Annotated in this window: 23 protein-coding genes; 14 read left to right on the forward strand and 9 right to left on the reverse strand. The window is 29.7% G+C overall.

Features of this window, described 5'->3' with window-relative positions:
• The first annotated feature begins 27 nt into the window (after positions 1-27).
• The 6 genes from H2277_RS00170 to H2277_RS00195 all read left to right on the forward strand — a co-directional run bounded on the left by H2277_RS00170 (position 28) and on the right by H2277_RS00195 (position 5,423).
• Positions 28-816, forward strand: a complete 789-nt coding sequence (locus tag H2277_RS00170; RefSeq protein WP_337200406.1) for a pyridoxine 5'-phosphate synthase — start codon at positions 28-30, stop codon at positions 814-816.
• A complete protein-coding gene (gene pdxA / locus H2277_RS00175) occupies positions 794-1,921 on the forward strand; it encodes a 4-hydroxythreonine-4-phosphate dehydrogenase (RefSeq protein ID WP_337200407.1) in 1,128 nt (375 codons plus the stop codon). The genes H2277_RS00170 and pdxA overlap by 23 nt, the downstream gene beginning before the upstream one ends.
• A complete protein-coding gene (locus tag H2277_RS00180) occupies positions 1,908-3,098 on the forward strand; it encodes an MFS transporter (RefSeq protein WP_337200408.1) in 1,191 nt (396 codons plus the stop codon). Before pdxA ends, H2277_RS00180 begins: the two co-directional genes overlap by 14 nt.
• Before the next feature lie 41 nt (positions 3,099-3,139).
• Positions 3,140-3,439, forward strand: coding sequence for a hypothetical protein (locus H2277_RS00185; protein ID WP_337200409.1), 300 nt, complete (start codon positions 3,140-3,142; stop codon positions 3,437-3,439).
• A 62-nt stretch (positions 3,440-3,501) separates the two neighbouring features.
• Positions 3,502-4,524: a uroporphyrinogen decarboxylase gene (gene hemE / locus H2277_RS00190; RefSeq protein ID WP_337200410.1), complete on the forward strand. Its 1,023-nt coding sequence runs from the start codon at positions 3,502-3,504 to the stop codon at positions 4,522-4,524.
• Complete coding sequence (locus H2277_RS00195) at positions 4,521-5,423, forward strand: radical SAM protein (protein WP_337200411.1); 903 nt, start codon at positions 4,521-4,523, stop codon at positions 5,421-5,423. The genes hemE and H2277_RS00195 overlap by 4 nt, the downstream gene beginning before the upstream one ends.
• A 2-nt stretch (positions 5,424-5,425) precedes the next feature.
• Here the strand turns inward: H2277_RS00195 and uvrC are convergent, their stop codons facing one another.
• Positions 5,426-7,243 (reverse strand): excinuclease ABC subunit UvrC, encoded by a 1,818-nt coding sequence (uvrC, locus tag H2277_RS00200; protein WP_337200412.1) that lies wholly within the window; start codon positions 7,241-7,243, stop codon positions 5,426-5,428.
• A complete protein-coding gene (locus tag H2277_RS00205; protein WP_137623962.1) occupies positions 7,236-7,709 on the reverse strand; it encodes a hypothetical protein in 474 nt (157 codons plus the stop codon). The genes uvrC and H2277_RS00205 overlap by 8 nt, the downstream gene beginning before the upstream one ends.
• Before the next feature lie 139 nt (positions 7,710-7,848).
• Here H2277_RS00205 and guaA point away from each other — a divergent pair, with 139 nt between their 5' ends.
• Positions 7,849-9,384, forward strand: coding sequence for a glutamine-hydrolyzing GMP synthase (gene guaA / locus H2277_RS00210; protein WP_337200413.1), 1,536 nt, complete (start codon positions 7,849-7,851; stop codon positions 9,382-9,384).
• Here the strand turns inward: guaA and H2277_RS00215 are convergent, their stop codons facing one another.
• Positions 9,385-9,942 carry a methyltransferase domain-containing protein gene (locus tag H2277_RS00215; protein ID WP_337200414.1) on the reverse strand — a complete coding sequence of 186 codons (558 nt, stop codon included), beginning with the start codon at positions 9,940-9,942 and terminating at the stop codon, positions 9,385-9,387. It abuts the gene before it with no gap.
• A 152-nt stretch (positions 9,943-10,094) separates the two neighbouring features.
• On the opposite strand from H2277_RS00215, the gene H2277_RS00220 reads away from it, so the two are divergent.
• The 6 genes from H2277_RS00220 (at position 10,095) to H2277_RS00245 (ending at position 18,201) form a co-directional block, all read left to right on the forward strand.
• Positions 10,095-11,555 carry a hypothetical protein gene (locus tag H2277_RS00220; RefSeq protein ID WP_337200415.1) on the forward strand — a complete coding sequence of 487 codons (1,461 nt, stop codon included), beginning with the start codon at positions 10,095-10,097 and terminating at the stop codon, positions 11,553-11,555.
• Positions 11,556-11,790: 235 nt separating this feature from the next.
• Positions 11,791-13,041: a phosphoribosylamine--glycine ligase gene (gene purD / locus H2277_RS00225; RefSeq protein WP_337200416.1), complete on the forward strand. Its 1,251-nt coding sequence runs from the start codon at positions 11,791-11,793 to the stop codon at positions 13,039-13,041.
• Positions 13,038-13,490 carry an RDD family protein gene (locus H2277_RS00230; protein ID WP_137623957.1) on the forward strand — a complete coding sequence of 151 codons (453 nt, stop codon included), beginning with the start codon at positions 13,038-13,040 and terminating at the stop codon, positions 13,488-13,490. Before purD ends, H2277_RS00230 begins: the two co-directional genes overlap by 4 nt.
• A complete protein-coding gene (locus H2277_RS00235; protein ID WP_337200417.1) occupies positions 13,480-15,531 on the forward strand; it encodes an LPS-assembly protein LptD in 2,052 nt (683 codons plus the stop codon). Before H2277_RS00230 ends, H2277_RS00235 begins: the two co-directional genes overlap by 11 nt.
• 70 nt (positions 15,532-15,601) lie before the next feature.
• The gene (locus tag H2277_RS00240; protein WP_337200418.1) at positions 15,602-17,719 is read left to right on the forward strand and encodes a polyribonucleotide nucleotidyltransferase; all 2,118 of its coding nucleotides are present in this window, start codon (positions 15,602-15,604) and stop codon (positions 17,717-17,719) included.
• Complete coding sequence (locus H2277_RS00245; RefSeq protein WP_337200419.1) at positions 17,716-18,201, forward strand: DNA-deoxyinosine glycosylase; 486 nt, start codon at positions 17,716-17,718, stop codon at positions 18,199-18,201. The genes H2277_RS00240 and H2277_RS00245 overlap by 4 nt, the downstream gene beginning before the upstream one ends.
• Here H2277_RS00245 and H2277_RS00250 read toward each other — a convergent pair.
• Positions 18,198-19,361: an MFS transporter gene (locus H2277_RS00250; protein WP_337200420.1), complete on the reverse strand. Its 1,164-nt coding sequence runs from the start codon at positions 19,359-19,361 to the stop codon at positions 18,198-18,200. The genes H2277_RS00245 and H2277_RS00250 overlap by 4 nt on opposite strands.
• Positions 19,362-19,415: 54 nt before the next feature.
• Here H2277_RS00250 and H2277_RS00255 point away from each other — a divergent pair, with 54 nt between their 5' ends.
• Entirely contained in the window at positions 19,416-19,871 is a 456-nt protein-coding gene (locus H2277_RS00255; protein ID WP_337200421.1) for a low molecular weight protein-tyrosine-phosphatase, read from the forward strand.
• Positions 19,872-19,874: 3 nt separating this feature from the next.
• On the opposite strand, the gene H2277_RS00260 is transcribed toward H2277_RS00255, so the two are convergent.
• The 5 genes from H2277_RS00260 to H2277_RS00280 form a co-directional block, all read right to left on the reverse strand.
• On the reverse strand, positions 19,875-20,732 hold the full coding sequence (locus tag H2277_RS00260; RefSeq protein ID WP_337200422.1) for a 1-aminocyclopropane-1-carboxylate deaminase/D-cysteine desulfhydrase: 858 nt from the start codon (positions 20,730-20,732) through the stop codon (positions 19,875-19,877).
• Between the two features lie 11 nt (positions 20,733-20,743).
• Positions 20,744-21,697 (reverse strand): OmpA family protein, encoded by a 954-nt coding sequence (locus H2277_RS00265; RefSeq protein WP_337200423.1) that lies wholly within the window; start codon positions 21,695-21,697, stop codon positions 20,744-20,746.
• The gene (locus H2277_RS00270; protein ID WP_337200424.1) at positions 21,694-23,112 is read right to left on the reverse strand and encodes a MotA/TolQ/ExbB proton channel family protein; all 1,419 of its coding nucleotides are present in this window, start codon (positions 23,110-23,112) and stop codon (positions 21,694-21,696) included. The genes H2277_RS00265 and H2277_RS00270 overlap by 4 nt, the downstream gene beginning before the upstream one ends.
• An 88-nt stretch (positions 23,113-23,200) precedes the next feature.
• Positions 23,201-24,265, reverse strand: a complete 1,065-nt coding sequence (fbaA, locus tag H2277_RS00275; protein WP_337200425.1) for a class II fructose-bisphosphate aldolase — start codon at positions 24,263-24,265, stop codon at positions 23,201-23,203.
• Between the two features lies 1 nt (position 24,266).
• The gene (locus H2277_RS00280) at positions 24,267-25,088 is read right to left on the reverse strand and encodes a peptidylprolyl isomerase (RefSeq protein ID WP_337200426.1); all 822 of its coding nucleotides are present in this window, start codon (positions 25,086-25,088) and stop codon (positions 24,267-24,269) included.
• Positions 25,089-25,159 lie beyond the last annotated feature (71 nt).

Here is a 25,159-nt window from a genome sequence, read left to right on the forward strand (position 1 = left end):
TAACAAAAACTTATTAAAGGAATCATTATGCTTTTGGGTGTAAATATCGATCATATTGCTGTTTTAAGACAAGCAAGAATGGTTAATGATCCTGATCTTTTAGAGGCGGCATTTATCGTAGCAAAATTTGGAGATCAAATCACTTTACATGTAAGAGAAGATCGTCGCCATACTCAAGATTTTGATTTGAAAAATCTTATCCATTTTTGCAAAAGCCCTATTAATCTAGAATGCGCCATTAATGAAGAAATTTTAAATTTAGCCCTTACTCTAAAACCCTCACGCGTTACTTTAGTACCAGAAAAAAGAGAGGAGCTGACCACAGAAGGAGGCTTAAATTTGAACCATCCTGATCTAAAAAAAAGCATCCAAAGACTCAAAAATGAAAATATAGAAGTTTCTCTTTTTATCAATCCAAAATTAAATGATATTGAAAAATCTTATGAGTTAAACGCTGATTTTATAGAACTTCATACCGGACTTTATGCAAATTTACATAATGCTCTTTTTACCAATATCTCACATACAGCTTTTGCACTTAAAGAATTGCAAATGGATAGAAAAAAACTTCAAAATCATTTAAAAGAAGAATTAAAAGCATTAAAACTTTGCGCTAAAAAAGGAGCAGAACTTGGCTTAAAAGTTGCTGCTGGGCATGGACTTAACTATAAAAATGTAAAAGAAATCGTAAAGATTAATGAAATTTGTGAATTAAATATAGGTCAAAGTATTATAGCAAGATCTGTATTTATGGGACTTAAAAAAGCTATTTTAGAAATGAAAGCTCTTATTGATGAAAACAAAAATTGCAATTAGCATTGGCGATCTTAATGGAATAGGTCCTGAAATTTTAATACGCTCTCATGAAAGCTTATGTGAAATTTGCGAACCTTATTATTTTATCCATGAAAAATTATTATATCAAGCTTTAGAATTACTCAATTTAAATATTTCAAATGCCAATATTGTTTATTTTAAAGAGAGTCAAGAATTTAGTTTTGAGTTAATCAAAAATCAAAATGGGTTAAAAATTTATTGCTTTTCTTTACCTCTAAATTTTCAAGTCAATGAAAATTTTACTATAAACCCTGGAAAGATTGATGATAAAAGCGGACTTTATTCTTTCTTAAGTTTTAAAGCTGCAAGTTATTTCACTTTTAAAAAATATGCACATGCCCTATTAACTCTACCTATACATAAAAAAGCTTGGGAATTAGCAAATATAAATTATAAAGGACATACAGACGCTTTAAGATCTTTTTTTAAAAAAGATGCTATCATGATGCTAGGTTGCAATAAGCTCTTTGTAGGATTATTTACCGAGCATATTCCGCTGGCAAAAGTGAGTCAAAAAATCACTTTTGAAAAATTAAGTATCTTTTTAAAGAATTTTTATGAACAAACTCATTTTAAAAAAATAGGGATTTTAGGCTTTAACCCTCACGCTGGAGATTATGGAGTCATAGGTGGAAAAGAAGAAGAAATTATGATCAAAGCCATCAGTTTTATCAATGCTTATTTACACTCAAAACGAGATGAATTTTTTTTTCATCAAGCCCTAAAAGATGAAATTTTACAAAAAGAATTGATTCAAAATTTCAAAGGAAAAGAAATCTACCTACCCTATCCTTTAGTTGCAGATACAGCTTTTACTCGATCAAGTTTAAAAAAATGCAATCGTTTAGTTGCCATGTATCACGATCTTGCCTTAGCTCCTTTAAAAGCTTTATATTTTGAAAAGAGTATCAATGTAAGCTTAAATTTACCCATCATTCGAGTTAGTGTTGATCACGGAACCGCATTTGACAAAGCCTATAAAAATATGAAAATTAACACTCAAAGCTACTTTGAAGCTGCTAAATTTAGCATGCAATATCACCAAATTAAACTTGATAAAGAAATTAAAAATGCAAAATTATAAAAAAGCTCTATTTGCTTTAGCTTTAAGTGCTTTTTGTATGGGTGTGACTGAATTTGTTATGGCTGGAGTTTTAATCGATGTACAACATTATTTTAAAATTAATGCAAAAGCTGCTGGTTATCTTACAACTTTATATGCTATAGGAGTTGTTATAGGAGCTCCTATTGTAAGTATTACTTTAAGCCATTTTTATAGACATATACAACTTTTAATTAATCTTGGAATTTTTGCTTTAGCTAATTTAACAATCTTTTTCAGTAATAATTTTTATTTAACAGCTTTTGCTCGTTTTATTGCTGGAACTCAGCATGGTGTATTTTTTGTTATTGCTACACTCGCTATTTCAAGCATTACTCCAAATGAAAAAAAATCTAGTGCCTTAGCCATTATGGTAACAGGACTTACAGTTGCACTTGTTACCGGTGTCCCTTTGGGAACCTTCATAGGATATCATTTTGGTTTTAAACTTATTTTTTTATTAATTTTTATCGTTACAGTTTTTGCCTCTTTGGGTGTTTGGCATATGATGCCCAAAAATTTATATCCCAATCCCACCAATTTAAAAAATCTTACACCAGCTTTTTCACATCGCAATTTACTTAAAACTTACACCATTACTCTTTGTAGTTGCGGTGCGCAATTTATTCTTTATACTTATTTACAAAAATTGCTTATAAATATTAGCGGATTTGAAGAACAAAATACAACTTATATCCTACTTTTATATGGAATATGTGCTATTTTTGGAAATTTATGGGGTGGAAAAATGGTAGATAAGAATGGTGCTATTTTTTCTTTAAGATTAATTTTATGTATGCAAATTATTACATTTTTAAATTTTTTATGGACAATTTATATTCCAATTTTTGTTATTTTAAATATCGCTTTGATGGGATTTTTTTCTTTTTCAACCATCCCTGCTTTAAAAATGTTAAGCATTATCAAAGCCAAACGACATACATATAAAATTATGGATAGTACTATCAGTGTTAATGAAGCAGCTTTTAATGTGGGTATAGCCTTAGCAAGTTTTATAGGAGGTCTTGTTTTAACAAGCATAGGTATAGAATTTAACGCACTTTTTGCATCAATTTTTGTCTTACCTGCTTTGATTTTTGTATTAATATCTCCAAGAGATAAAATTAATTATAAACACTTTAAAAGAAAGGTGGAATAAAAATTGCTTGTTCTATAGTGTATAAAAATTAAAGGAAAACAATGACCATAGATAACACTAAACAAATTTCCAATGCTGTTTTTAGCTCAACTAAAATTAAAGAAAAAACAACTTCAGCAGATCAATTTCAAGCCAATTTAAATGAAGTTAAAAATAAAGAAGATAAAGAAAAAACAACTTCTAATAACTTTAGCAACAAGGACTTAGATCTTGGAGCTATTAGAGAAGATTTTAGATCTTATGCATGGCAAAAAATGAGAGAGGATCAATATAAAAAAAATGAAGAAACCTTACTCAATAAACTTTTTGCAACTATCGATGCTGGAAATGGTATAAAATAAGCTAAATTGATACAAGAAACAAGTAAAATTTTGTTATAATTTTGCAAAAATAAAGGAAAATTATGATTTTCATTGATGCTTGTTTTAAAAAATCAACGCCCTATACTCCTATTTGGATGATGCGTCAAGCTGGGCGCTATTTGCCTGAATATATGCAAGTCCGTGAGCAAGCTGGAGATTTTCTTTCTTTATGTAAAGATTACAAAAAAGCGTCTGAAGTGAGTTTGCAACCTGTAGAAATTTTAAGAGTGGATGCAGCGATTATTTTTTCAGATATTTTAGTCGTTCCTCTTGAAATGGGAATGAATTTGCGTTTTGAAAAAGGAGAAGGACCTGTATTTAATGATCCAATTTCTAGCATAGAAGACCTAAAAAAACTAGATACTCAAAAGGCTCATCAAAAATTAAATTATGTTTATGATGCTTTAAAACTTACTCGAGAAAAACTTCCAAAAGATAAAGCACTTATAGGATTTTGTGGAAGTCCTTGGACTATAGCCACTTATATGATAGAAGGTGGCGGAAGTAAAAACTACGCAAAATGTAAAAAAATGCTTTATCAAAATCCAGAATTTTTGCATTTGATTTTATCAAATCTTACAGAAGTTTTAAAACTATATTTAGAAGAACAAATCAAAGCAGGAGCTAATGCTGTGCAAATTTTTGATAGCTGGGCAAGCGCTTTAGAATATAGTGAATTTTTTAATTTCTCTTTTAAATATATGCTTGAAATTTCTAATTTTATTAAAAATAAATATCCTAACATACCTGTCATTTTATTCCCTAAAGGAATCAGTGGCTATTTAGATAAAATCGATGGAAATTTTGATGTTTTTGGGGTTGATTGGAGCACTCCTTTGGAATTAGCACGAGATAAATTATCACACAAATATACCCTTCAAGGCAATATGGAACCTTGCAGATTATACAATAAAAATTCCATTAAAGAAAGCGTGGAACAAATTCTACAAACTATGAAAAATAAAGCCCATATTTTCAATTTAGGACATGGAATTTTACCGGATATTCCTGTTGAAAATGCTAAATATTTTATCAAGCTCGTTCAAGAAAGCTCAGCTAAATGAAAGTTGTTTTCGGGCCTGTAAGTTCTAGACGCTTTGGGCGATCTTTAGGAATTGATTTAAGCCCGAGTAAAAAACAGTGTAATTTTGATTGCGTCTATTGCGAACTTGAAGCTAAAAAAGCACAAGAAAAACAAGATGAAATTATAGAAGTTGCACAAATCATTTCAGAAGTTCAAATGACTATGGATAAAGGTATCGAATTTGACTTTCTTACTCTAACTGCCAATGGCGAACCAAGTCTTTATCCTCATTTGGACGAATTAATTAATTCTTTGCGTCAAATCGTTGAAAATAAAAAACTTCTTATTTTAAGCAACGGCACAGCCGTACTTGATCAAAATAAATTTCAAAGTTTATTAAAACTTGATGTGGTTAAATTCAGCCTAGATAGTGCCATTTCCAAAACTTTTTATCGTATAGATAGAGCTTTAAAAAATATCAATTTAGAATTAATGATACAAAAAATGGCAGAATTTAAAATAAAATTTCAAGGCGATCTTGTAATGGAAATTTTAGTGGTTAAAGATCTAAATGATAATGAAGAAGAATTTATAGCCCTTAATGAAGCTCTAGCTACAATATCACCGACAAGAATTGATCTAAGCACTATTGATCGGCCTCCATCTTATCCAGTCAAATCAATTGATGAAGAAAAGCTTTATGAGCTTTCAAAATTAATCACTTGTGCGCCAGTTTTTTTAGCAAAAAGAAATTATAAAGAACAAAAACTTGATTTAAATAAAGAAGAATTGCTAAAATTTCTTCATTTAAGAGCACAAAGTCAAATCGATGTAGAACACACTTTCAGTGAAAGTTCTAAGATTCTTTTACAAAAATTAATCCAAAAAAATGAAGTAAAAATCATTGATCTTGCAGGTGTCCGATTTTACAAAACTTGATTTCATTTTATATCTTTTAATTTTTGCGCCGCCTTTTTACCTATAAGAGTGCAAAGTTCATCAAAATTTGCTTTATAGATGGATTCAAAATTCCCATAATAAGCTAAAAGTTTATGTATTGCTCCTGCACTTAAACCCAATTTAACCAATTTAGAACTTTCTAAATCTTGTTTTTTCTTTGTTTTTTGATGAAAACTTATAGCAAAACGATGTGCCTCATCTCTTAATTTTTGCAAAAATTGCAATTTTTTATCATTCACACTCAAAGAAAATTCACCCTTAAAAGAATGGATTTTATCTTTAGCGCCTCCTTTGGCTCTATGGGCTTTTGCATCAATTTTTTCTTTAGAAATGGCTAAAATATCTATATTAGCACCACTACTTAAAACAATATCTTTTGCTAGTTCCAATAAAGCTTTTCCACCATCTATAAGCCACAAATCAGGTGGAGTGTTGTTTTGAAAATCCAAAGCCCTACGCGTTAAAACTTCTCGCATCTGTTCATAATCATTTTTGTATTCAAGATGAAATTTTCTATATGAGTTTTTATCCCATGCTCCAAATTTATAAACCACCATAGCTCCAACATTTGCAATCCCTTGCAAATGGGAATTATCAAAAATTTCAATATGATTTGGAAAATTTTCAAGTTCAAAATACTCTTGAATCTCTTTTTGTATTTTAAAATTGCTATTTTTTTGTTCTTTTTCTATATTTAAAAGTGCATTTTCAAAAGCAAGATCACAAATTTTTCTTTTTTCTCCTATTTTTGGCATTTTGATACTGATTTTTTTCTCAAAGCGTTTGCTTAAAATTTCCTCTAAAAGCTCTCTATCGTCAAATTCTTCATAAATATAAATAGTATTAGCTATTAAAGGTGTATCGGTATTAAAATTCTCTAAAATAAGTTGTTTATAAATTTCATTTTTTTCAAAACTTAAAGCATTTTTTAAAAGAGTTGTTTTAGAATTTACACTGATAATCTTTCCATTTTGCACCACAAAACGAATCGTTGAAAGTATGGAATCTTTAAAAGCAACCGCAAAAATCTCAAAATCCTCCAATTTAGCAATATCAATTTGAATTTTTACCTCCAAATCTTTAATGGTAGCAATTTGATCTCTTACCTTGGCCGCTTCTTCATAATTTTCATTTTGAGCTAGACTAAACATTTGTTTTTCTAAATTTTTAATTAAAATACTAGGATTTAAAAGCGCATTAATAGCACTACCTAGGATTTTTTTATATTCTTCTTGGGTAACCCCGTTATCACAAGGCGCTAAACAACGATGAATTTGATAAAAAATACAAGGATTTTTACAATTTGCTTTTTGTTTCAAAGGATAATACAAATAAAGAGCGTTTAAAAGCTCTTTAGCTCCTTTAAAAAATGGGCCAAAATATCTAATTTTAGTTTTTTTTATAAGCTTTCTTGTGCTTTGAAAACGTGGAAAATCTTCATTAAAATCAACATAGATATAAGGGTAAGTTTTATCATCTCTTAAAAGTATATTGTATTTTGGATGCAATTGCTTGATAAAAGAATTTTCTAAAATTAAAGCATCAGCTTCTGAATTAGTTGTGATAAATTCTAAATGCACCGCCTCTTCTATCATTTTTTGTATTCTTAAAGAATTTTTACTATTTGCACACAATTTAGGACGAAAGGTAAAATAACTCCTAACTCTATTTTTTAAATTCTTCGCCTTGCCCACATACAAAAGTTTTCCATTTTGATCAAAATACTGATAAACACCTGGTTTTTGAGGTAAGGTTTGCAATTCTTTTTCTAAAATATTTTTAGATGATTTTTCAAGCATTTTTTATAATTTGCCTTAATTCTTCAAATTTATTTGCTAACACTTTATTTTCTAAAGTATTTTTAAAACAGCCCAAACTTAATTCTATGTATGGATTTTTTTTGATATTTTCTTCATTTTTAACACTAAAGCTATATTTTTGCGTCATCACTCTAATATCTTTTATATTTGAAAAACCACTTAAAGGATACACTTGAGCGTATTTTTTTATGAGAATTTTAATATAAATTTTGCTATTATCATGATTTAATTCTTGAAAGCCTGCGGGATGCGAAGTAATGATATTTAAAATATCATTTTTTATATAAATTCTAGCTATTAAACGTTGCTTTGCGGGGGGTAAAGAATTTAAAAAATCTTTACAAAAAAACAAAGTTTTTAAAGGTTTATAATGAGATTTACTCATCAAATCATTAACAATAGCACTAACATTTCTAATCGTTTTTTGATTTTGAATTTTTACCATAAAATAATTTTATCATTTTTTTTCTTAATTTTTTTGTGCTCTTGTGGATATAAAGGCGATCCGCAATACACAACTTATGAACAAAATGGCTCAATAAAAAGCATTAAAAAATATGAACAACTCAATAGGTGGTGATATAATGAAAAAAGCAGATATTTTAGTTTTAGATTTTGGCTCTCAATACACGCAATTAATCGCTAGGAGATTAAGGGAACAAGGGGTTTATGCTGAAATTTTACCCTTTAATGTAAGCTTAGCTGATATTAAAGCAAAAGAACCTAAAGGTATTATATTAAGTGGTGGTCCAGCAAGTGTTTATGCAACTGATGCTTATTTTTGCGACAAAGGTGTGTTTGATTTAGGCTTGCCTATTCTTGGAATTTGTTACGGTATGCAACTGATGGCACATCATTTTAACGCTAACGTTGCTCCAGCAGGGCACAAAGAATATGGAAAGGCAACCATAGAAATCCAAAAAGATAGTGCATTGTTTAAAAACTTACCTAAAAAACAAACCGTATGGATGAGTCATTCTGATAAAGTAGAAAATTTACCTCAAGATTTTGAAGTTTTAGCAACGAGCGAAAATAGCCCTTTTTGTGTCTTTACTAATGAAAAAAAGAAATTCTTTGCTTTACAATTTCACCCAGAAGTTCAACACAGCGAATTTGGTAAAAACATTTTGAAAAATTTTGCTAAATACGCTTGTAATTGCGAAAGTGTTTGGAATATGGGCTCTTTTGCTAAAACTCAAATAGAAAAAATTCGTGAAGAAGTTGGAAATGATAAAGTTTTATGCGCTGTAAGCGGTGGGGTTGATAGTAGCGTTGTAGCAGCACTTTTATCAAGTGCGATTAAAAAACAAGTCATTGTTGTTTTTGTAGATAATGGCTTATTGCGCGCTAATGAACGCGAACAGGTAGAATTTATGTTTAAAAACACACTAAAAACAGATCTTATCAGCATTGATGCGAGCGAAATTTTTCTAAGTCGTTTAGCCGGAGTAATCGATCCTGAACAAAAAAGAAAAATCATAGGAAATACCTTTATAGAAGTTTTTGAACAAGAAGCAAAAAAGCATAGTGACGTTAAATATCTCGCCCAAGGCACTCTTTATACCGATATCATCGAGAGTTCAGTCATCGGCGCTGGTAAGACTATTAAAAGTCATCACAATGTTGGGGGTTTGCCTGAAAAAATGAATCTAAAACTTATTGAACCTTTGAAAGAAATTTTTAAAGATGAAGTAAGAGCTTTAGGTTTGGAACTAGGTTTAAGCAAAGAAGTTGTTTATCGTCATCCTTTCCCTGGACCTGGTCTTGCTATACGCATTATGGGTGAAGTTAATCGTCCTAGCTTGGATCTACTTAGAAAAGCAGATGTTATCTTGCTTGAAGAATTAAAAAGCACTGGTTGGTACGATAAAACCTGGCAAGCATTTTGCGTGCTCTTAAATGTAAAAAGTGTTGGCGTTATGGGAGATAATCGTACTTATGATAATACTATTTGCGTGCGTATTGTAGATGCAAGCGATGGAATGACTGCAACTTTTTCACATCTGCCTTATGAAATTTTAGAAAATATCAGTCGTCGCATCATCAATGAAGTAAAAGGAATTAATCGCGTAGTGTATGATATATCGAGCAAGCCACCTGCAACAATAGAATGGGAGTGATTATTTCTTACAATAATACACTATAGCCGGTGGAATATTTTGCCAGACTATTTTTGAGATTTTTACTTCACTGAAAAGTTCGAATATTTTTAAACGAAAGGCCCTACTTGAAGGGCTTGGAATTATATAAGCAAAAGTGGTAAAATATCCACCTTTGGATAAATTTTTATAAATTGCACCTAAAAGCTTTTCTTGTTCATGATTTTTTAACAAAGCCCAAGGAATTCCAGAAACTACAACATCTACATTTTCCATAGCTCTTTGATATAAAAAATGCTCTAAATTTTCAGCATTTCCAATTTGCAAATCTAAATTTTCATATTTTTTAGAAAGTTTTTGTGCCATTTGATCGTTAATTTCTATTGCAAAAAATTTAGCATCCTTGTGTTTTCTTTGAAGTATAGCTTCTGTAAATGCTCCTGTTCCTGGTCCTATTTCAACTATATTTTTAACACTTTCTAAACCTATGTTTTGAGTGATTGCTTTTCTTAATTTTTTAGAACTAGGACATAAAGCTCCCACTTGTTTAGGATTTTTTAAATAATAATAAAAAAACACAATTATCCTTGTAAAATAAAATATTCTAAAAAAATAATTATAAAAATATGTGAAATTAATGTGAATTTCAATGATAAAAATCTTAAATCTATTATTAAAATTTTATAAAAATAAAGTTAAAATATTCTTTTAAAACATTTCAAGGATGAAATATGCACGGAAAAATAGCCATTTATATGGATTCTACTGGACGAGGGACTGTTACAAATTCAGCAAATACTTTTTTTGATTTCAATCGTCAAATTTGGAATGATAAAAAGAGTATGCCTACGGTTGGAATGTTTGTAGAGTTTAGAACTCTTTCAGCTGAAAACAAAAATGGAGATGGATCCCCCGCTCAAGTTAATAAAACAATTACAAGCATAAGACCTTCCAAATTTCAAGAATTTAAAGAAGGTGATTTTATCACAGAAAATGATTTTTGGAAAACAAATGATGATGATGAATTGGAAGATTTGCAAAATTCAAGAAGAAGTACCTATATTACAGAACTTTACAGAACCATAGATTTTGATTCTATAGAAAAAATTCCTTTATCTTTTACTATACCTCAAGCCATACAAAAATATTTTGCTCACGAAATTTTATCCGTAGAAGCTTTACAATCAAACTTAGAAGATGAAAAAGATATTCCGTGTATTTTAGATTATGTGATCATTAAAAGATTTTTATTTAAAGCTTATGATACTCTTATTTTTATGGATAATTCTATTGATCAAACTCAATTTAATGCTTTAAAAAGTATTATGATGCACTTAGAAAATTCCTACAAGCAAATGGCTGCGGATCGCAAACCCAATATAACTAAAATTTTTAATGAAACTTTTCTATCTTTACAGTGTCATTATCAAGCCCTTATGGCAACCATAGATACCAGAAAAAATAGGCTTGCATCTATTGAAGCTCAAATGAAAACCTTACAATCTGAAATTACTCTTAAATCCAGAGCCGCTAATCCAGATCAAGAAAAAATCAAAGCACGTCAAGAGAAATTAGAAAACCTTCAAAAAGAATCAGAAAGCTACAAAACCTCCCTTAAAAGATTACAAGCTCTCCAAGAAGACTTTTATAAAAAAAATTATAATATTTTTGAAAACGCCTTTAAACTTTCTCGTGAAAAACTTTTTAAAAAAATTATTACAGGACTTAATTTATGCGCTACGATTATGGATATTAAAATTTGGCATTTATCAGTAAAATCTTCAGGAGTAAAAAATTCTTATTTTTCAATGACTAATATAGAAAATTCTTTTTGTTCTCTTTCTTTCGCGGAACATTATTTAAGTAGGTTAAATAAATCAGCTCTTAATCCATTTGACCAAAAACTTTTAATTTATATTCAAAAAATCACAAAAGAACAAAGAAGAAAATTTTTAGTTGTCACTTCAGATTTGGATTTACTTTGCAAATTAAAAATTGAAAATTTTGCTCAAAATCCTTACTATATCGTAAAATATGCCCCTAAAAAAGTTAATTATCAATCTCTAATGCGTGATAACACTTTTGATATTGTTTATATTGATGAAAAGCATGTTTGGGAAAGTGTAGCAGATATCATACTACAAGGAAAACATTTTGATAAAACAGGAAAAACCAAATTCAAGCTCATTTAAAACGTAATTTTAAGCTAAGTCAAGCTATAATTTTACGCCTAAACAGTACGCGAATTTTTAGTGATCCAACACATTTTTAATTACTGTGAGTGTGCGATTTACCGTGTCTGTGGCGTCGTTTGAATTTCGAAAGAAATGAGAAGTTGCAGCCTTTAAAAATCGCCTAACGGTTTTCTTTTGACTTTTTGGGGTCAACTTTAATAGCGGCTGTTTGGGTTTTATTAAAGGAGAATAAATGAAAATAATGATTTTAGGCAGTGGTGCTAGAGAATATTCTATCGCTTTAGCTTTAAAAAATATAGATCCAAATTTGGTTTTTTTCTTCTCTCCTGGAAATGGTGCGACCAAAAGTCTGGGCACAAATATCGATCTTAAAAAACCTTTAGAATTAGCAAATTACGCAAAAGAAAATGAAATTGATCTTTGTATAGTAGGAAGCGAAAATTTTTTAGCTCAAGGGATTGTAGATATTTTTAAACAACATAATCTTGCTATATTTGGACCAAGCAAAGCTGCTGCTATGCTTGAAACATCAAAATCCTTTATGAAAAATTTTCTTCAAAAATATCAAATTAAAACGGCTAAATTTTTAAACACTGATAATTTAGAAAAAGCCAAAGAATTTATTTTAACCTTAACACCACCTATAGTTGTAAAAGCGGATGGATTGTGTGCTGGAAAAGGTGTGATTATCGCACAAACCTATGAAGAAGCTATTAACTCAGCTTCTAAAATGCTTAGTGGAGAAAGTTTCGGAGATGCTGGAAAATTTATAGTAATAGAAGAATTTTTAGATGGATTTGAACTTAGTGTTTTTGCAGTCTGCGATGGAGATGATTTTATTTTATTGCCTGCTGCTCAAGATCATAAAAAACTTCTTGATCAAGATAAAGGCCCAAATACCGGAGGAATGGGAGCTTATGCGCCTAGCTCTTTAGCCAGTGAAGATTTGCTTGAAAAAATCAAAAAAGATATCATTATTCCCACTTTAGCTGGAATGAAAAAAGAAGGCAGTGAATTCAGTGGGGTTTTATTTATAGGAATCATGGTTATCAATCAAGAACCTTATGTTTTAGAATTTAATGTGCGTTTTGGTGATCCAGAATGCGAAATTTTAATGCCTTTAATTGAAAATCCCTTAGAATTAATTTTAGCCACAACCCAAAAACGTTTAAAAAATACAAAAATCAATATAAAAAAAGAATACGCTGTTGGAGTTGTTTGCGCTAGCGAAAATTACCCTTATAAAAGTTCTGAAAAAACAGAAATTTCTATCAAAAATATTCCAGAAAATACCCATATTTCTTATGCTGGAGTTAGCTTAGATAATGGTAAATTAATGGCCGATGGAGGGCGTGTTTTAGTCTGTGTTGGCGTAGGAAAAGATATAAAAGAAGCACAAAAAAAAGCTTATGAACTTTGTGAAAATGTTGAATTTAAAGGAAAACAATTTAGAAAAGATATTGCTTATCAGGTTATCCAATGAAAGAAGATTTAGCCACTCGTTTAGAGCGTGAAAATTTAAGTATTGCTAGTTTTAAAAAAAGAGTTTTAGCTTATTTTATAGATAATTTTATCCTTTCTTTTATTATTTATATAATTTTTTACACTCCTTTATCTCAAGCAAAAGATTTAATGGAAATGATTGAAGTGTCACGTAATTTTAGTTTTAGCTTTATTTTGATTCATTTAATTTATCAAATCATTTTTACCTATTTATACGGCGCAAGCTTAGGAAAAATGATATGTAAAATAATCATTTTAGATGAAGATCTTTTGGATAAACCTAACTTGATTCAAAGTTGCATAAGAGCTAGTGTTAGCGAGCTTAGTAATAGTGCATTTTTTTTAGGATTTGCATGGGCTTTAGGCAATGATTTGCGTAAAACATGGGAAGATTATGCAGCAAAAACAGTAGTGGTCAATGTGGCGTAAATTTTTATTTTTATGTTTTACAAATATTGCTTTAAATGCAGCACAAGTCGATATTTATGCGCTAAATGCAAAGAAAGAAGGTGATATACTTACAGCAAAAAATGATGTGGTTATTTTTTCAGATTTTTATTTCATCACTGCAAATAAAGCAATATATAACGAAAAAAGTGGAGATGTAGAGCTTTTTGGTGATGTTAATATTTTAAGAGGGCAAAATGAACGATCTCATTCAAATTATGCAAAAATAAATTTAAACTCCAATGAAGCACATTTTGACAATTTTTTCTTTTCCAATAATAATTTAGAAGTTTGGTTTCAAAGCAAACAAAGTTATTTAAACGATAAAGTTTTTGAAAGCAAAATTTCTTCAGTTTCGAGCTGTAATGTTGAAGATCCAGATTGGGAAATTCGATTTTCTAAAGGTTGGCTAAATAGAAAAAATAATTTTGTTCATCTATATAATGCAAGATTATACGTTAAAGATATACCTATATTTTATTTGCCTTATTTTGGATTTAGTGCTGATACTCACAGACAAAGCGGGCTTTTAATTCCCAAAATCGTTCTAAAAAGAGGCGAAGGTTTATACTATGAACAGCCTATTTACATAGCAACAGATGAAAATTGGGACTTACAAATCGATCCTCAAATTAGAACCAATAGAGGTTTTGGAGTTTATTCTACTTTAAGATTTATAGATTCACCTTATTCTATAGGGGAACTTAATTTCGGGGGTTTTAGAGAAAAATATTCTTATTATCATAAAGAAAATTTAAAAAATAAAACTCATGCTGGTATCGAACTAAAATATTCTAGAGATGATTTGATTAAATCTTTATTGGGGGATAATTTTCAAGAAGGACTATGGATTGATGGAATTTATATTAATGACATAGATTATTTTAATCTTAGCTCAAAGGATACTTACGATCTAAATTCATTAGTTACCTCTAGGATTAATTATTTTTTAGCCGATGAAAACAATTATTATGGGGCTTATGGAAAATATTATATTGACACTTCCAAATTAAACAATAAATCAACCTTACAAGAATATCCAAGTTTTCAATATCACCGATTTTTAAATAATTTATTTGATGAACGTTTACGTTATTCTTTTGACGCAAGTTTTCATAATTTTTATCGCCAAGTAGGTCCTTATGCTAATCAAATTAATTTAGAATTGCCAATTTCATATCATAATGCTTTTTTTAATGACTTACTTCATTTCACTTTTACAGAGCATCTTTTTGCCTCTTTTGTTAATTATACCCATGATCCTAGAAAAGATCATGAACATTATTTTCAAAATACCCATAATTTTAATTTTTATACAGATCTTTCAAAAAATTATGGATATTTTTTTCATACTTTAAATTTTGGCTTAGAATATTCACTGCTTGGAGCAAAATCTGGAAATATTAGCGAAAATTATCTTGAAGAGTCCACTGCTCAAAAAGACGATCAAATCAATTTTTACACGGTTCAATATTTTTACAATGATTTGGGTCAAAAAAAAATAAAACATAAATTTAATCTCGAATACTTAAACAAACAACACCGCTTTGATCAATTAAAAAATTTAATAACTTATTATTATAATGATTATATCAATTTAAGCAATGAAACATTTTATTCTTATAAAGATCAAAGATTTACCAATGTGATCAATCAAATTGAATTTAGCACTAATTTTGATTTTAATTGGAATTTTTCACATGCTTATCAAAATAATGAATACGGTAAATATAATTTCATAGGAACTCATGCAAATTATATCATAACACCAAATTATAATCTATTTGGAGGAATTTGGCTTGATACTCAAAGAGCACATGCAAATATGTGGGAATTTGGATATACTTTCCAAAGAAAATGTTGGAATTATTCTTTGATGTATAGAGAAAGAATTGATCCACAGCTTACAAGTGCTGGGATTACTGCCAAAAATCAAAGCGGGGTTTATTTTGTATTTAATTTTTACCCAATAGGTGGAATTAAATATGATTTTTCACTAGCTGAAACTGAAAATAAAATTTAATAAGGAAGGATACTTGCTTAATATTTTTAAAAATTTAACCCATTTATTATCTGGAAAAAAAGGACAAACAATGCAATACGAAATTCAAGTAAATAAAAATATAGAAATCTTTGATATAGACAAAGTAGCAAAACAAGCCTCTGGTGCTGTTTTAATGAGGCAAGGAAAAAGTGTTATCTTAGCAACAGTTGCAAGAGAAGAAAAACCAGTTGAAGAGGATTTTTTACCCTTAACTGTTCAATACATAGAAAAAGCTTATGCTGCAGGTAAAATTCCAGGAGGTTATGTCAAAAGAGAAACCAAGCCAACCGATGCTGAAACTCTTACAGCTAGGATTATAGACAGATCTTTGCGCCCACTTTTTCCAAAAGGATATGCCTATCCAACTCAAATTGTCGTTATGGTTCTTTCAGTCGATCCTCAAACAGACTTACAAGTCATGAGTTTAAATACTGCTAGTGTGGCACTTTATTTGAGTGATATTCCTATGAAAGCTCCAGTTTGTGGGGTTCGTATAGGACGCATTAATAATAACTTTATCTTAAATCCTAGCAATGAAGAACTTAAAAAAAGCACTTTGGATCTTTATGTTTCTGGAGTAAAAGATGAACTTTTAATGATAGAAATGAGAGCCTTACCAAGTCAAGAATTTAATCAAAATACTCAAGCTATGAATGAGCTAAGTGAAGATGAAACTTTAGAAGCTTTAAATTTAGCTCAAAAAGCCATCTTAGAAGGATCAAGCACCTATGAAAAAACTTTTATGAAACACAAAAAAAATAATCCTATAGAATTAAAAGATGAAATCGAATATCCAGAAATTTTCACCTTTTTAGAAAATAATTTTCACAATGATATCAAACAAGCTATCAATCAAATGGCAAAAAGTGAAAGAGCTAGTGAATTAAATAAAATTGCTAAAGAAATTATAAAATTAGATATCGCCAAAGATTGGGATGAAGAAAGCGTGCTTAGCACTTTAAATAAAATCAAACGCAATATCATACGCTCTCAAATTCTAAATGAGGGAAAAAGAGCAGATGGCAGAGGCTTAAAAGAAGTAAGACCTATTAGCATAGAAACAAATATACTCCCTAACGCTCATGGATCTTGTCTTTTTACACGGGGACAAACTCAAGCTTTAGTTGTAGCAACTTTAGGCGGAGATAATGACGCTCAAATGATAGATTTACTCAATGAAAAAAATCCTGTAAGTGAACGTTTTATGGTAAATTATAATTTTCCAGGTTTTTCAGTGGGCGAAGCTAGTCCTATTAAGGCACCAAGTAGAAGAGAATTAGGACATGGAAATTTAGGAAAAAGAGCTCTATATCCAAGTGTGCCACAAGATTATCCTTATGTTATCCGTTTAGTTAGTGAAATTTTAGAAAGTAATGGATCAAGCTCTATGGCTACAGTTTGTGGAGGCTCTTTAGCTTTGCGCGCTGCAGGAGTTCCTAGCTTAGATCTCATTGCTGGGGTTGCAATGGGCTTGATTTTTGAGAATGATCAATTTGCAGTTTTAACCGATATCATGGGGCTTGAAGATCACGATGGGGATATGGATTTTAAAGTTGCTGGAAATAAAAATGGTATCACTGCCTTACAAATGGATATTAAGCTTGGCGGAATAGATCAAGAAAAATTAAAAATCGCCCTTTATCAAGCTAAAGAAGGAAGACTCCATATTTTAGATATTATGGAAAAAGCGGCAAAAGAAATTATTGTTAATGAAGAAATTTTACCAAAAATAGAACTATTTAATATCGAGCCATCTAAAATTGTAGATATTATAGGTCAAGGTGGCAAAACCATTAAAGAAATTATAGAGAAATTTAATGTATCCATTGATCTTGACCGAGATAAAGGTGAGGTGAAAATTTCAGGCTGCGATAATGAACAAATTATGACTGCTAAAAATTATATTTTAAATATTACAACGTCTAATAAAGCCCATAAAAAATCACTAAAAGAAAAGAAAATATCAGAATTTGAAATCGGTCAAGAATTTGAAGGAGTGATTAAGAAAATCACTCAATTTGGAGCCTTTGTAGAGCTTAAAGATGATATAGATGGTTTAATTCATCATTCTAAAATAAAACATTTAAACATCAAAGAACAAGATATTTTAAAAGTAAAAGTAAGTGAAATCAAAAATGGCAAAATTTCTGTGGATTTATGCGAATGAGTGATTTTCTCACTCATCCTTTAAAACCTTTTTTTGATAAAAATTCTAAAATTTTAATCCTAGGATCCTTTCCTTCAATCCAATCTAGAAAAGATGGCTTTTACTATCAACATCCAAGAAATAGATTTTGGCCTATTTTTGAAATTTTATTCTCGGTAAAATTATCAAGCATAAAAGAGCAAAAAATATTTTTAAAAAATCAAAAAATAGCCCTTTGGGATATACTTCAAAGTTGTAAAATAAAAAATTCCGATGATAAAACCATAAGTTATGCTAAGGCTAATGATTTAAACATTATTTTTAATCATGCCAAAATAGAACACATCTTTACCACAGGAAAAAGTGCTTATCATTTTTTTAAAAAATTCTATCCCAAATTAGATGCTATTGCTTTACCATCCACTTCCCCTGCAAATTTAAATTTTTCCCTTGAACAGCTTATAAGCGAATATGAAAAAATCAAAGAAATTTTAAAAAATTAAATATGCTTTCTAAATAATAAAAAGATTAAAGCATTAAATATAAAAATAAAACACATGAGAATAAAAACCATTTCTATTTTAAAATAAGCTGTTATTACTCCTCCTCCAAAGGCTCCGCAAAAATTGCCTAAAAATTGAAATGTTTGATTAAGACCAAAAATAACACTCAAATTTTTTGCGCTCACGCTTTTTTTAAGCAGAGCATTCACACAAGGCAAAAGACCGCCAAGTGCCATTCCTATTAACAATCTTATAAAAATCAGCATATAGACATTTGTGGCTAGAGATTGCAAATAAAAACAAATTCCACAAAATATCAAAGAATAAAAAACAATCTTAACTGGATTTATTTTATCCGCAAAACTACCAATTCTTGGTGCAAAAAATAAATTACTCACGCCACTTGAAGCCACAACAACTCCAGCCCAAAGAGCTAAATTGCCTCCTCGATGAATTTTTTCTACAAAAATACTTAAAATAGGCATAACTCCAAAAGTTCCAAATTGAATTATAAAAGTTGTGATAAAAAGGATAATAATAAGAGTTTTATTTTCTTTTTTCTTATGGGTGTATTGCTGAATTTCTTTATTTTTCTTATCTTCATGGATAAAAAAATAAATCGTCACAAAAGAACAAGCGATTAAAAATGCTATCAGATCAAAAACAATACTAATACTTAAAAACTCAGCGACAAATCCACCAAATAAAGGTCCTATCAAGCTGCCACTAACCGAAGCAGTAGAAAGAGTACCCAAAGCGTAAGCTACTTTTTCTTTAGGTGCAATCACTGCTATAAAAACAACACATGCAGATGTAAAACCGGAAACAATCCCTGTTAAAGCGCGTATTAAAACTACTTCTGTAGCACTATGAGCAAAGCCAAGCCATAGGGTTAAAAGTGACATTCCTAAACTCGCACGAAGCAACATGTTTTTATAACCATATTTTGCACCTAAAAAAGCCCAAAGAGGTGAAAAAATAGCCATTCCAAGCGGAGTTACGCCAAAAGCAAGCCCTGAATAAAATGCAATATCATTGGGATTAACATGTCCTAATTCTTTTATATATAAAGGCAAAATAGGGGCAATTTGACTTAGTCCCATGCTCGTGGTAAAAACGCCAAACCAACATATCCACAAAGTTTTATTGAATTTTTCCATGGTTTTATTGTATGATACTTTTTATAATTTTTGATTAAAACACAAAGGAAAAATATGAAAAAAATAACCTTTATATGCTTAGGAAATATATGTCGCTCTCCTATGGCTGAATTTGTCATGAAAGATTTAATCAAAAAAAATAAATTAGAAGAACTTTTTTTCATTACCAGTGCAGGTACTTCAGGAGAACACGATGGCGAAGGAATGCATTTTGGTACAAAAACCAAACTTCAAAGTCTTAATATCGAGCATCAAAATTTCAAGAGCAAAAAACTCACACAAAAACTCTGTGACGAAAGTGATTTTTTAATCACTATGGATAATTCTAATTTTGACAATGTTTTAAAAAAATTTAATAATACTCAAAATAAACTTTTAAAAATGACTGATTTTGCTTCTGATTTGGGTTATGATGAAGTTCCTGATCCTTGGTATAGTGGAAATTTTGATGAAACATATAAAATTATTTCTTTAGCTTGCAAAAACCTCTTAACGTATCTAAAAAAATAAAAATTATTTAAAATCCTTAAAAGCGTATCTTTGCAGCATGGAAGCATTACCTAAAATGCCTCCTTGGTGTATATAAAGCAAAGGCTTTTCCCACTTTCTTTTTAACACAACACTTAGACCTATCATATCATAAAGCAAGTCAAATTCTATAGAACATTCTTGTTTTAATTCTTTATAAAGTTGATAAATTTCTTTATAAGGTTTTCCAAAGTGGTATTTTTGATTTTTTTGCAAAATTTGTAAATTTTTAAAATCATAATCTTGTATTAGCTCTAAAATTTGTTTTTTTAAATAATCTTCATCACCAACACACGCACAAGTAAAAACTTTAAATTGAGAATATTTGGCTAAAAAAGCGGCAGAAGTTCCTGTTCCAGATGGCAAAAAAATATCAAATTCCAAATTTAATTCTAGGCTTTGTTCTTTAATTTCGTTTGCCAATTCTTTATAACCTTGCTCTGCATTTAAATTAGCCACGCCTTGTTCTATAAAAATATCATCTTTATTACACAAAGATAAGGCATATTCTTTTAGATTATCATCAATTTCTATGATTTCAGTCTTATTTTTTAAAGCTAAAGCATAGTTGCCGCATGGATTTTCTTTAAGATAGGATGGAATTTTTTTACAGATAAAAATAAATTTTATATTTCTTTGAAAACAAAAAAGGCTAAGCGCAGCCATTGCATTACTTTGAATGCCACCATAACTGATAAAACGCTGATGTTTAGCATAGGTTTTAGAGGAATAAAAGGCAAGTTTTCTAGCCTTATTGCCATTGATTTCGCCTAGTAAATCATCACGTTTTACATAAAATTCAAAACCTTTAAAGCAAATTTTATCAATAGTAGATTTTAGCATCTCATAAAATTTTAATGAAATTCAAAAAAATTTTCTACATCTTTTAAGGCATTATCATTTTTAATACTAAATTTGATTTCTATGCGACGACTTTTATCTTTGTCTTCTACTCCATTACTCATAATAGGATCAGAAAAAGATCGACCGCTTGCCATCAAAAGTTTTTGCAATCTTGGATCCTTATAAAAACTATAAATAAAATTCATCACTTCATAGGCTCGTTTTTGAGATAAATCTAAATTATAAATATAAGATCCATCGCTATCTGTATGCCCTTCGATAATAATATTTTCAATATTAGATAAAATTTTTGGATCATTCATAATCGCATCAAAATATTCACTTAAAATTTTTCTCAATTTTGCCTTTGCTTCATTTTTCAAAACATAAGAATCCTTATCGAATAAAACCTCAGCAGGTAGAGAAATTGCCCCTGTTTTATCATTGATTGTAATATTATTGTCAAGCTTTTTTTGCAATTCTTTGCTTAAATTTTCACGTATAAGTCCTAAATTTTGAATTTTTTCCTTAGCTTGTTTAAATTCTTCTTGCAAATTGGATAACTCTTCATCTTTTTTTTCAAGCTGTCCAAGTAAAATAAGAATTTGTTTGTCTTTATTATCAAGAGTCGAATTTAAATCCTGACTTAATTGTTTGTAGTTAGTTATATTTGCCTCAAGTTCTGCTTTTTGTAAATTGGCAAGATCTAAAGCACTTGAAGCATTGTTTAAATCGGAACTCAGTTTAAAAACAATTGCTTCTTTATTTTTTAATTCTTGTTTATTTTCTTCCAAGCGTGCTTCTTGTTTAGTTAGGCTATCTTTAATCTCTCTTAAATCGCTTTGAGTTAAAACATATTTAACCACAATAGCGCCTATTAGTAAGATAAAAACAAAAAGCAAACCTGCCATTAAATCAGCATAGGCTATCCAAAAATTATTATCTTCTTTAAAATCATTTTTCATAATTTTTTTTCTTCGTTTACCTTTTCCAAATCCGATTCTTTTTCTTGTTCATCTTCTTTAATAAGATCTGATTGTTCTGTATTTTTATTTTCTTCAGCATCAACTTCTTTTTCTTCTAGCTCTTTACTAAATTTTTTTATCATTTCATTGGTTTCTTCATTAAGATCTTGAATTTCTTTCTTAAATTCTCCCATCATCTTAATTTTTTCATCAATACTTTTTTCTTCTTCATACACTTCTTTAAATTTATGCATTCCCTCGAAAAGACTTGTTTTAAATCCTTCAAAAATTTTCTCCTGACTTTGAAGCATTTCTTGCTCATAAAGTTTAAAATTATAGCTAAAACGCTCTATTTCCTCCGTAAAAACACCCAAAGTTTTATCAAAATGTTGAATTTTTTCATTGCTAATATCCAATAAACGATTGTATTGTTCTGACATACGCATATTAACTTCTTTAAGATTTTGATTAAGCATGCCAATACCATTAAGCATTTCACTATACAATTTACCAAGATCTCTTTGATCTCTTTGCGCTCTACTTAATTCTCCCATGGTCTGTTTAATATGTTCGCCACTTAATCTTATGGCTTTTTCTTCAACATTGATCATATCTTGAAAAATTTTAAATTTTCTATCGATAGCATGATCAAGCTCTGCAAAAAAATCCTGATTGCTCACTTGCTTAAAAATAGCACCGATTTTTTCAAAATGCTGCAAACTTTCACTTAAATATCTTTGATCAAGTTCCTCTTTAGTCCAAAAAAATCCGCTTGTAGAATTTTTTTGACGATTTAACAAACGCTCAATCTTACTCTTGCCAAATTTTTCAAAAAAAATCCACCAAAGAGCTAAAAAAATACCATAAATTGAAACATAAAAAGCAGTCCCTACTCCGCTTAATAAATTTGCAATTTCTTGCTCTAAAGCCGCTGTATTACTGGAACTAAAATCTGGCATAGAAATTGCAATACTGATAAAAGTTCCTAAAATTCCCATCATAGGAAAAATTGCCGAACCTATACTTGCAAAGTTCTCATTTCTAGTTTCTTTAATATAGCTATAAGCAAAATCATCAAAATTAGCATTTGATTTTGTGTCTTTTCCTATAACAAGAAAATGTTTCATAATATGTCTTTTTAAAGCTTGTTTAAATTCATCTTTTTGTTGTTCAAAAATACTATAGGCGTATTCAGAATTATGACGTGCAAAAATAAGAGAGACAAAGAAAATAATGCCCGTCATAACAACTGTGTGTAATTCAACTTCAAAATTTATAACATGAAAATAACCCAGCAAAATCAAAAAATAAAGCAAAGCAGGAATAAAAATAATCTTTAAATAAACAAAATATCCTTTTCTTTCTTTACTTTCAGGCAAAATAAGTTCTGCAATTTCATCCGATTTTACTTCCATATAAACAATCCCTAATCAAAAATAAAATTTTACTTTAAAAATTATTTAAAAATAATCTTTAAACTAAAATAAAAACTAAGCACAAGGCTTAGTTTTTATTAATACAATTTAAATTCTCAAAAGCAATTTCTAAACGCTTAATCATACTTTCCTCGCCTGATCTTAACCATACGCGTGGATCATAATATTTTTTATTTGGTTTATCATCGCCTTCTGGATTTCCAATTTGACCTTGCAAATAAGCATGATTTTTAGCTTCATACTCGCGAACTCCATCCCAAAAAGCCCACTGAGTATCTGTATCAATATTCATTTTAATCACACCATAGCTTACCGCATCTTTAATATCTTTTAATTCGCTTCCACTTCCACCATGGAAAACAAAATTAATTGGCTTATCACTATTTAGCCCAAATTTTTCTTTTATGAATTTTTGAGAATTTTTGAGAATTTCAGGCTGTAAACTTACATTGCCAGGTTTGTAAACTCCATGAACATTACCAAAACTTGCTGCGATTGAAAATTTATCACTGATTTTTCCAAGTCTTTCATAGGCAAGAGCTACATCCTCAGGCTGAGTATAAAGTCTAGCATTATCAATACCCGTATTATCAACGCCATCTTCTTCACCACCTGTACAACCAAGTTCTAATTCAAGACAAATCCCTAAAGCATCAAGTTTTTTCAAATACTCTTCACAAGTTTTTAAATTCTCTTCTAAACTTTCTTCACTAAGATCAAGCATATGAGAACTAAATAACGCTTGTCCGTGATTTTTCTTAAATTCTTCGTTTGCTACGATTAAGCCATCTATCCAAGGTAAAAGCTTTCTAGCAGCATGATCAGTGTGTAAAATAACTGGAATTCCATAAGCCTTAGAAAGCAAATGAACATGTTGAGCTCCACTAACAGCACCCAAAACATCCCCATTAGAACAATTTTTACCGGCATAAAATTTAGCACCTCCATTAGAAAACTGAATAATTACAGGGGAATTCACTTTTTTAGCAACTTCTAAAACCGCATTAATAGAATTTGTTCCAACAACATTCACAGCAGGGATCGCAAATCCCTCTGCTTTGGCATAATCATAGACTTTGTTCAACTCGTTACCGCTTATAACTCCTGGTTTAACTAAATCTAATACACCCATTTTATTTATACTCAACTTTAGCGTTATTTAAAAGCTCTTGACCTTTTTGATTCATTACCTTCTTAAATTCTTCGAATTTAAGTCCGTTTTCAATGCCTTGTTTCACATCTTCAAACTTGATTTGTTCTCTTGGATGTGAATTTTCTTTTAAGATAACATGATATCCAAAATTTGTTTTTACTGGAGTGGTTGTAATGGTACCATTTTTAAGTGCAAAAGCTGCATCTGTAAAAGGCTTTACCATAGTTGATTGATCAAACCAACCAAGCTCTCCACCTTGATTTTTTGAACCTGGATCTATAGATTTTTCTTTAGCAATTTGACTGAATTTATCCCCCAAAGCTTTACCTTTTAATTTTTTAAGCTCGTTAATAATTTCTTTAGCTTCTTTTTCACTAGAAACTAAAATATGTCTTGCTTGAACTGAAGCAGGTTTTACGTATTTATCTTTGTTTTGATCATAAAAAGCTTTAGCTTTAGCTGGATCTACTTTAATGGAATTTAAAATTTTTTCTTGATACACATTAACCAAAATGCTTTCTTTTGCACGATCAAGCTCTTTTATATAAAGTGGATCTTTTTCTAAATTTTGTTTTTTAGCATCTTGCAAAACTAAATCTTGAATGATATATTGTTGCAAAAGAATCTTTTTTTGATTATCAGGTAAAGTTTTGAAATCTTGACCTCTAAGCATAGGAGCAAAAAAATCATTTACCTCAGTATCGCTAATATTTTTACCATTTACAGTAGCTATTGTAGCTGCATTAGCACTTAAAGCTATACCAAAAAACAAAGTTGCCGCGACTAGAGAAAATTTTTTCATCGAGTTTCCTTTTTAATTAAAATATTTAAGATAAATCTATTATATCTCAACTTGGTTTAAAGCAAATTAAC

The organism is Campylobacter sp. W0014 (assembly GCF_020135975.1).
Taxonomy (GTDB): Bacteria; Campylobacterota; Campylobacteria; order Campylobacterales; family Campylobacteraceae; genus Campylobacter_D.

Excerpts from the sequence above, each read along its gene's own strand:
- H2277_RS00250 (WP_337200420.1), bottom strand. The coding sequence starts at position 19,361 with ATGGAAAAATTCAATAAAACTTTGTGGATATGTTGGTTTGGCGTTTTT.
- pdxA (WP_337200407.1), top strand. The coding sequence starts at position 794 with ATGAAAACAAAAATTGCAATTAGCATTGGCGATCTTAATGGAATAGGT.
- H2277_RS00185 (WP_337200409.1), top strand. The coding sequence starts at position 3,140 with ATGACCATAGATAACACTAAACAAATTTCCAATGCTGTTTTTAGCTCA.
- purD (WP_337200416.1), top strand. The coding sequence starts at position 11,791 with ATGAAAATAATGATTTTAGGCAGTGGTGCTAGAGAATATTCTATCGCT.
- H2277_RS00260 (WP_337200422.1), bottom strand. The coding sequence starts at position 20,732 with ATGCTAAAATCTACTATTGATAAAATTTGCTTTAAAGGTTTTGAATTT.
- H2277_RS00235 (WP_337200417.1), top strand. The coding sequence starts at position 13,480 with ATGTGGCGTAAATTTTTATTTTTATGTTTTACAAATATTGCTTTAAAT.
- H2277_RS00220 (WP_337200415.1), top strand. The coding sequence starts at position 10,095 with ATGCACGGAAAAATAGCCATTTATATGGATTCTACTGGACGAGGGACT.
- H2277_RS00255 (WP_337200421.1), top strand. The coding sequence starts at position 19,416 with ATGAAAAAAATAACCTTTATATGCTTAGGAAATATATGTCGCTCTCCT.
- H2277_RS00230 (WP_137623957.1), top strand. The coding sequence starts at position 13,038 with ATGAAAGAAGATTTAGCCACTCGTTTAGAGCGTGAAAATTTAAGTATT.
- H2277_RS00270 (WP_337200424.1), bottom strand. The coding sequence starts at position 23,112 with ATGGAAGTAAAATCGGATGAAATTGCAGAACTTATTTTGCCTGAAAGT.
- fbaA (WP_337200425.1), bottom strand. The coding sequence starts at position 24,265 with ATGGGTGTATTAGATTTAGTTAAACCAGGAGTTATAAGCGGTAACGAG.
- H2277_RS00265 (WP_337200423.1), bottom strand. The coding sequence starts at position 21,697 with ATGAAAAATGATTTTAAAGAAGATAATAATTTTTGGATAGCCTATGCT.
- H2277_RS00245 (WP_337200419.1), top strand. The coding sequence starts at position 17,716 with ATGAGTGATTTTCTCACTCATCCTTTAAAACCTTTTTTTGATAAAAAT.
- H2277_RS00180 (WP_337200408.1), top strand. The coding sequence starts at position 1,908 with ATGCAAAATTATAAAAAAGCTCTATTTGCTTTAGCTTTAAGTGCTTTT.
- H2277_RS00240 (WP_337200418.1), top strand. The coding sequence starts at position 15,602 with ATGCAATACGAAATTCAAGTAAATAAAAATATAGAAATCTTTGATATA.
- guaA (WP_337200413.1), top strand. The coding sequence starts at position 7,849 with ATGAAAAAAGCAGATATTTTAGTTTTAGATTTTGGCTCTCAATACACG.
- hemE (WP_337200410.1), top strand. The coding sequence starts at position 3,502 with ATGATTTTCATTGATGCTTGTTTTAAAAAATCAACGCCCTATACTCCT.
- H2277_RS00170 (WP_337200406.1), top strand. The coding sequence starts at position 28 with ATGCTTTTGGGTGTAAATATCGATCATATTGCTGTTTTAAGACAAGCA.
- uvrC (WP_337200412.1), bottom strand. The coding sequence starts at position 7,243 with ATGCTTGAAAAATCATCTAAAAATATTTTAGAAAAAGAATTGCAAACC.
- H2277_RS00205 (WP_137623962.1), bottom strand. The coding sequence starts at position 7,709 with ATGGTAAAAATTCAAAATCAAAAAACGATTAGAAATGTTAGTGCTATT.
- H2277_RS00280 (WP_337200426.1), bottom strand. The coding sequence starts at position 25,088 with ATGAAAAAATTTTCTCTAGTCGCGGCAACTTTGTTTTTTGGTATAGCT.
- H2277_RS00195 (WP_337200411.1), top strand. The coding sequence starts at position 4,521 with ATGAAAGTTGTTTTCGGGCCTGTAAGTTCTAGACGCTTTGGGCGATCT.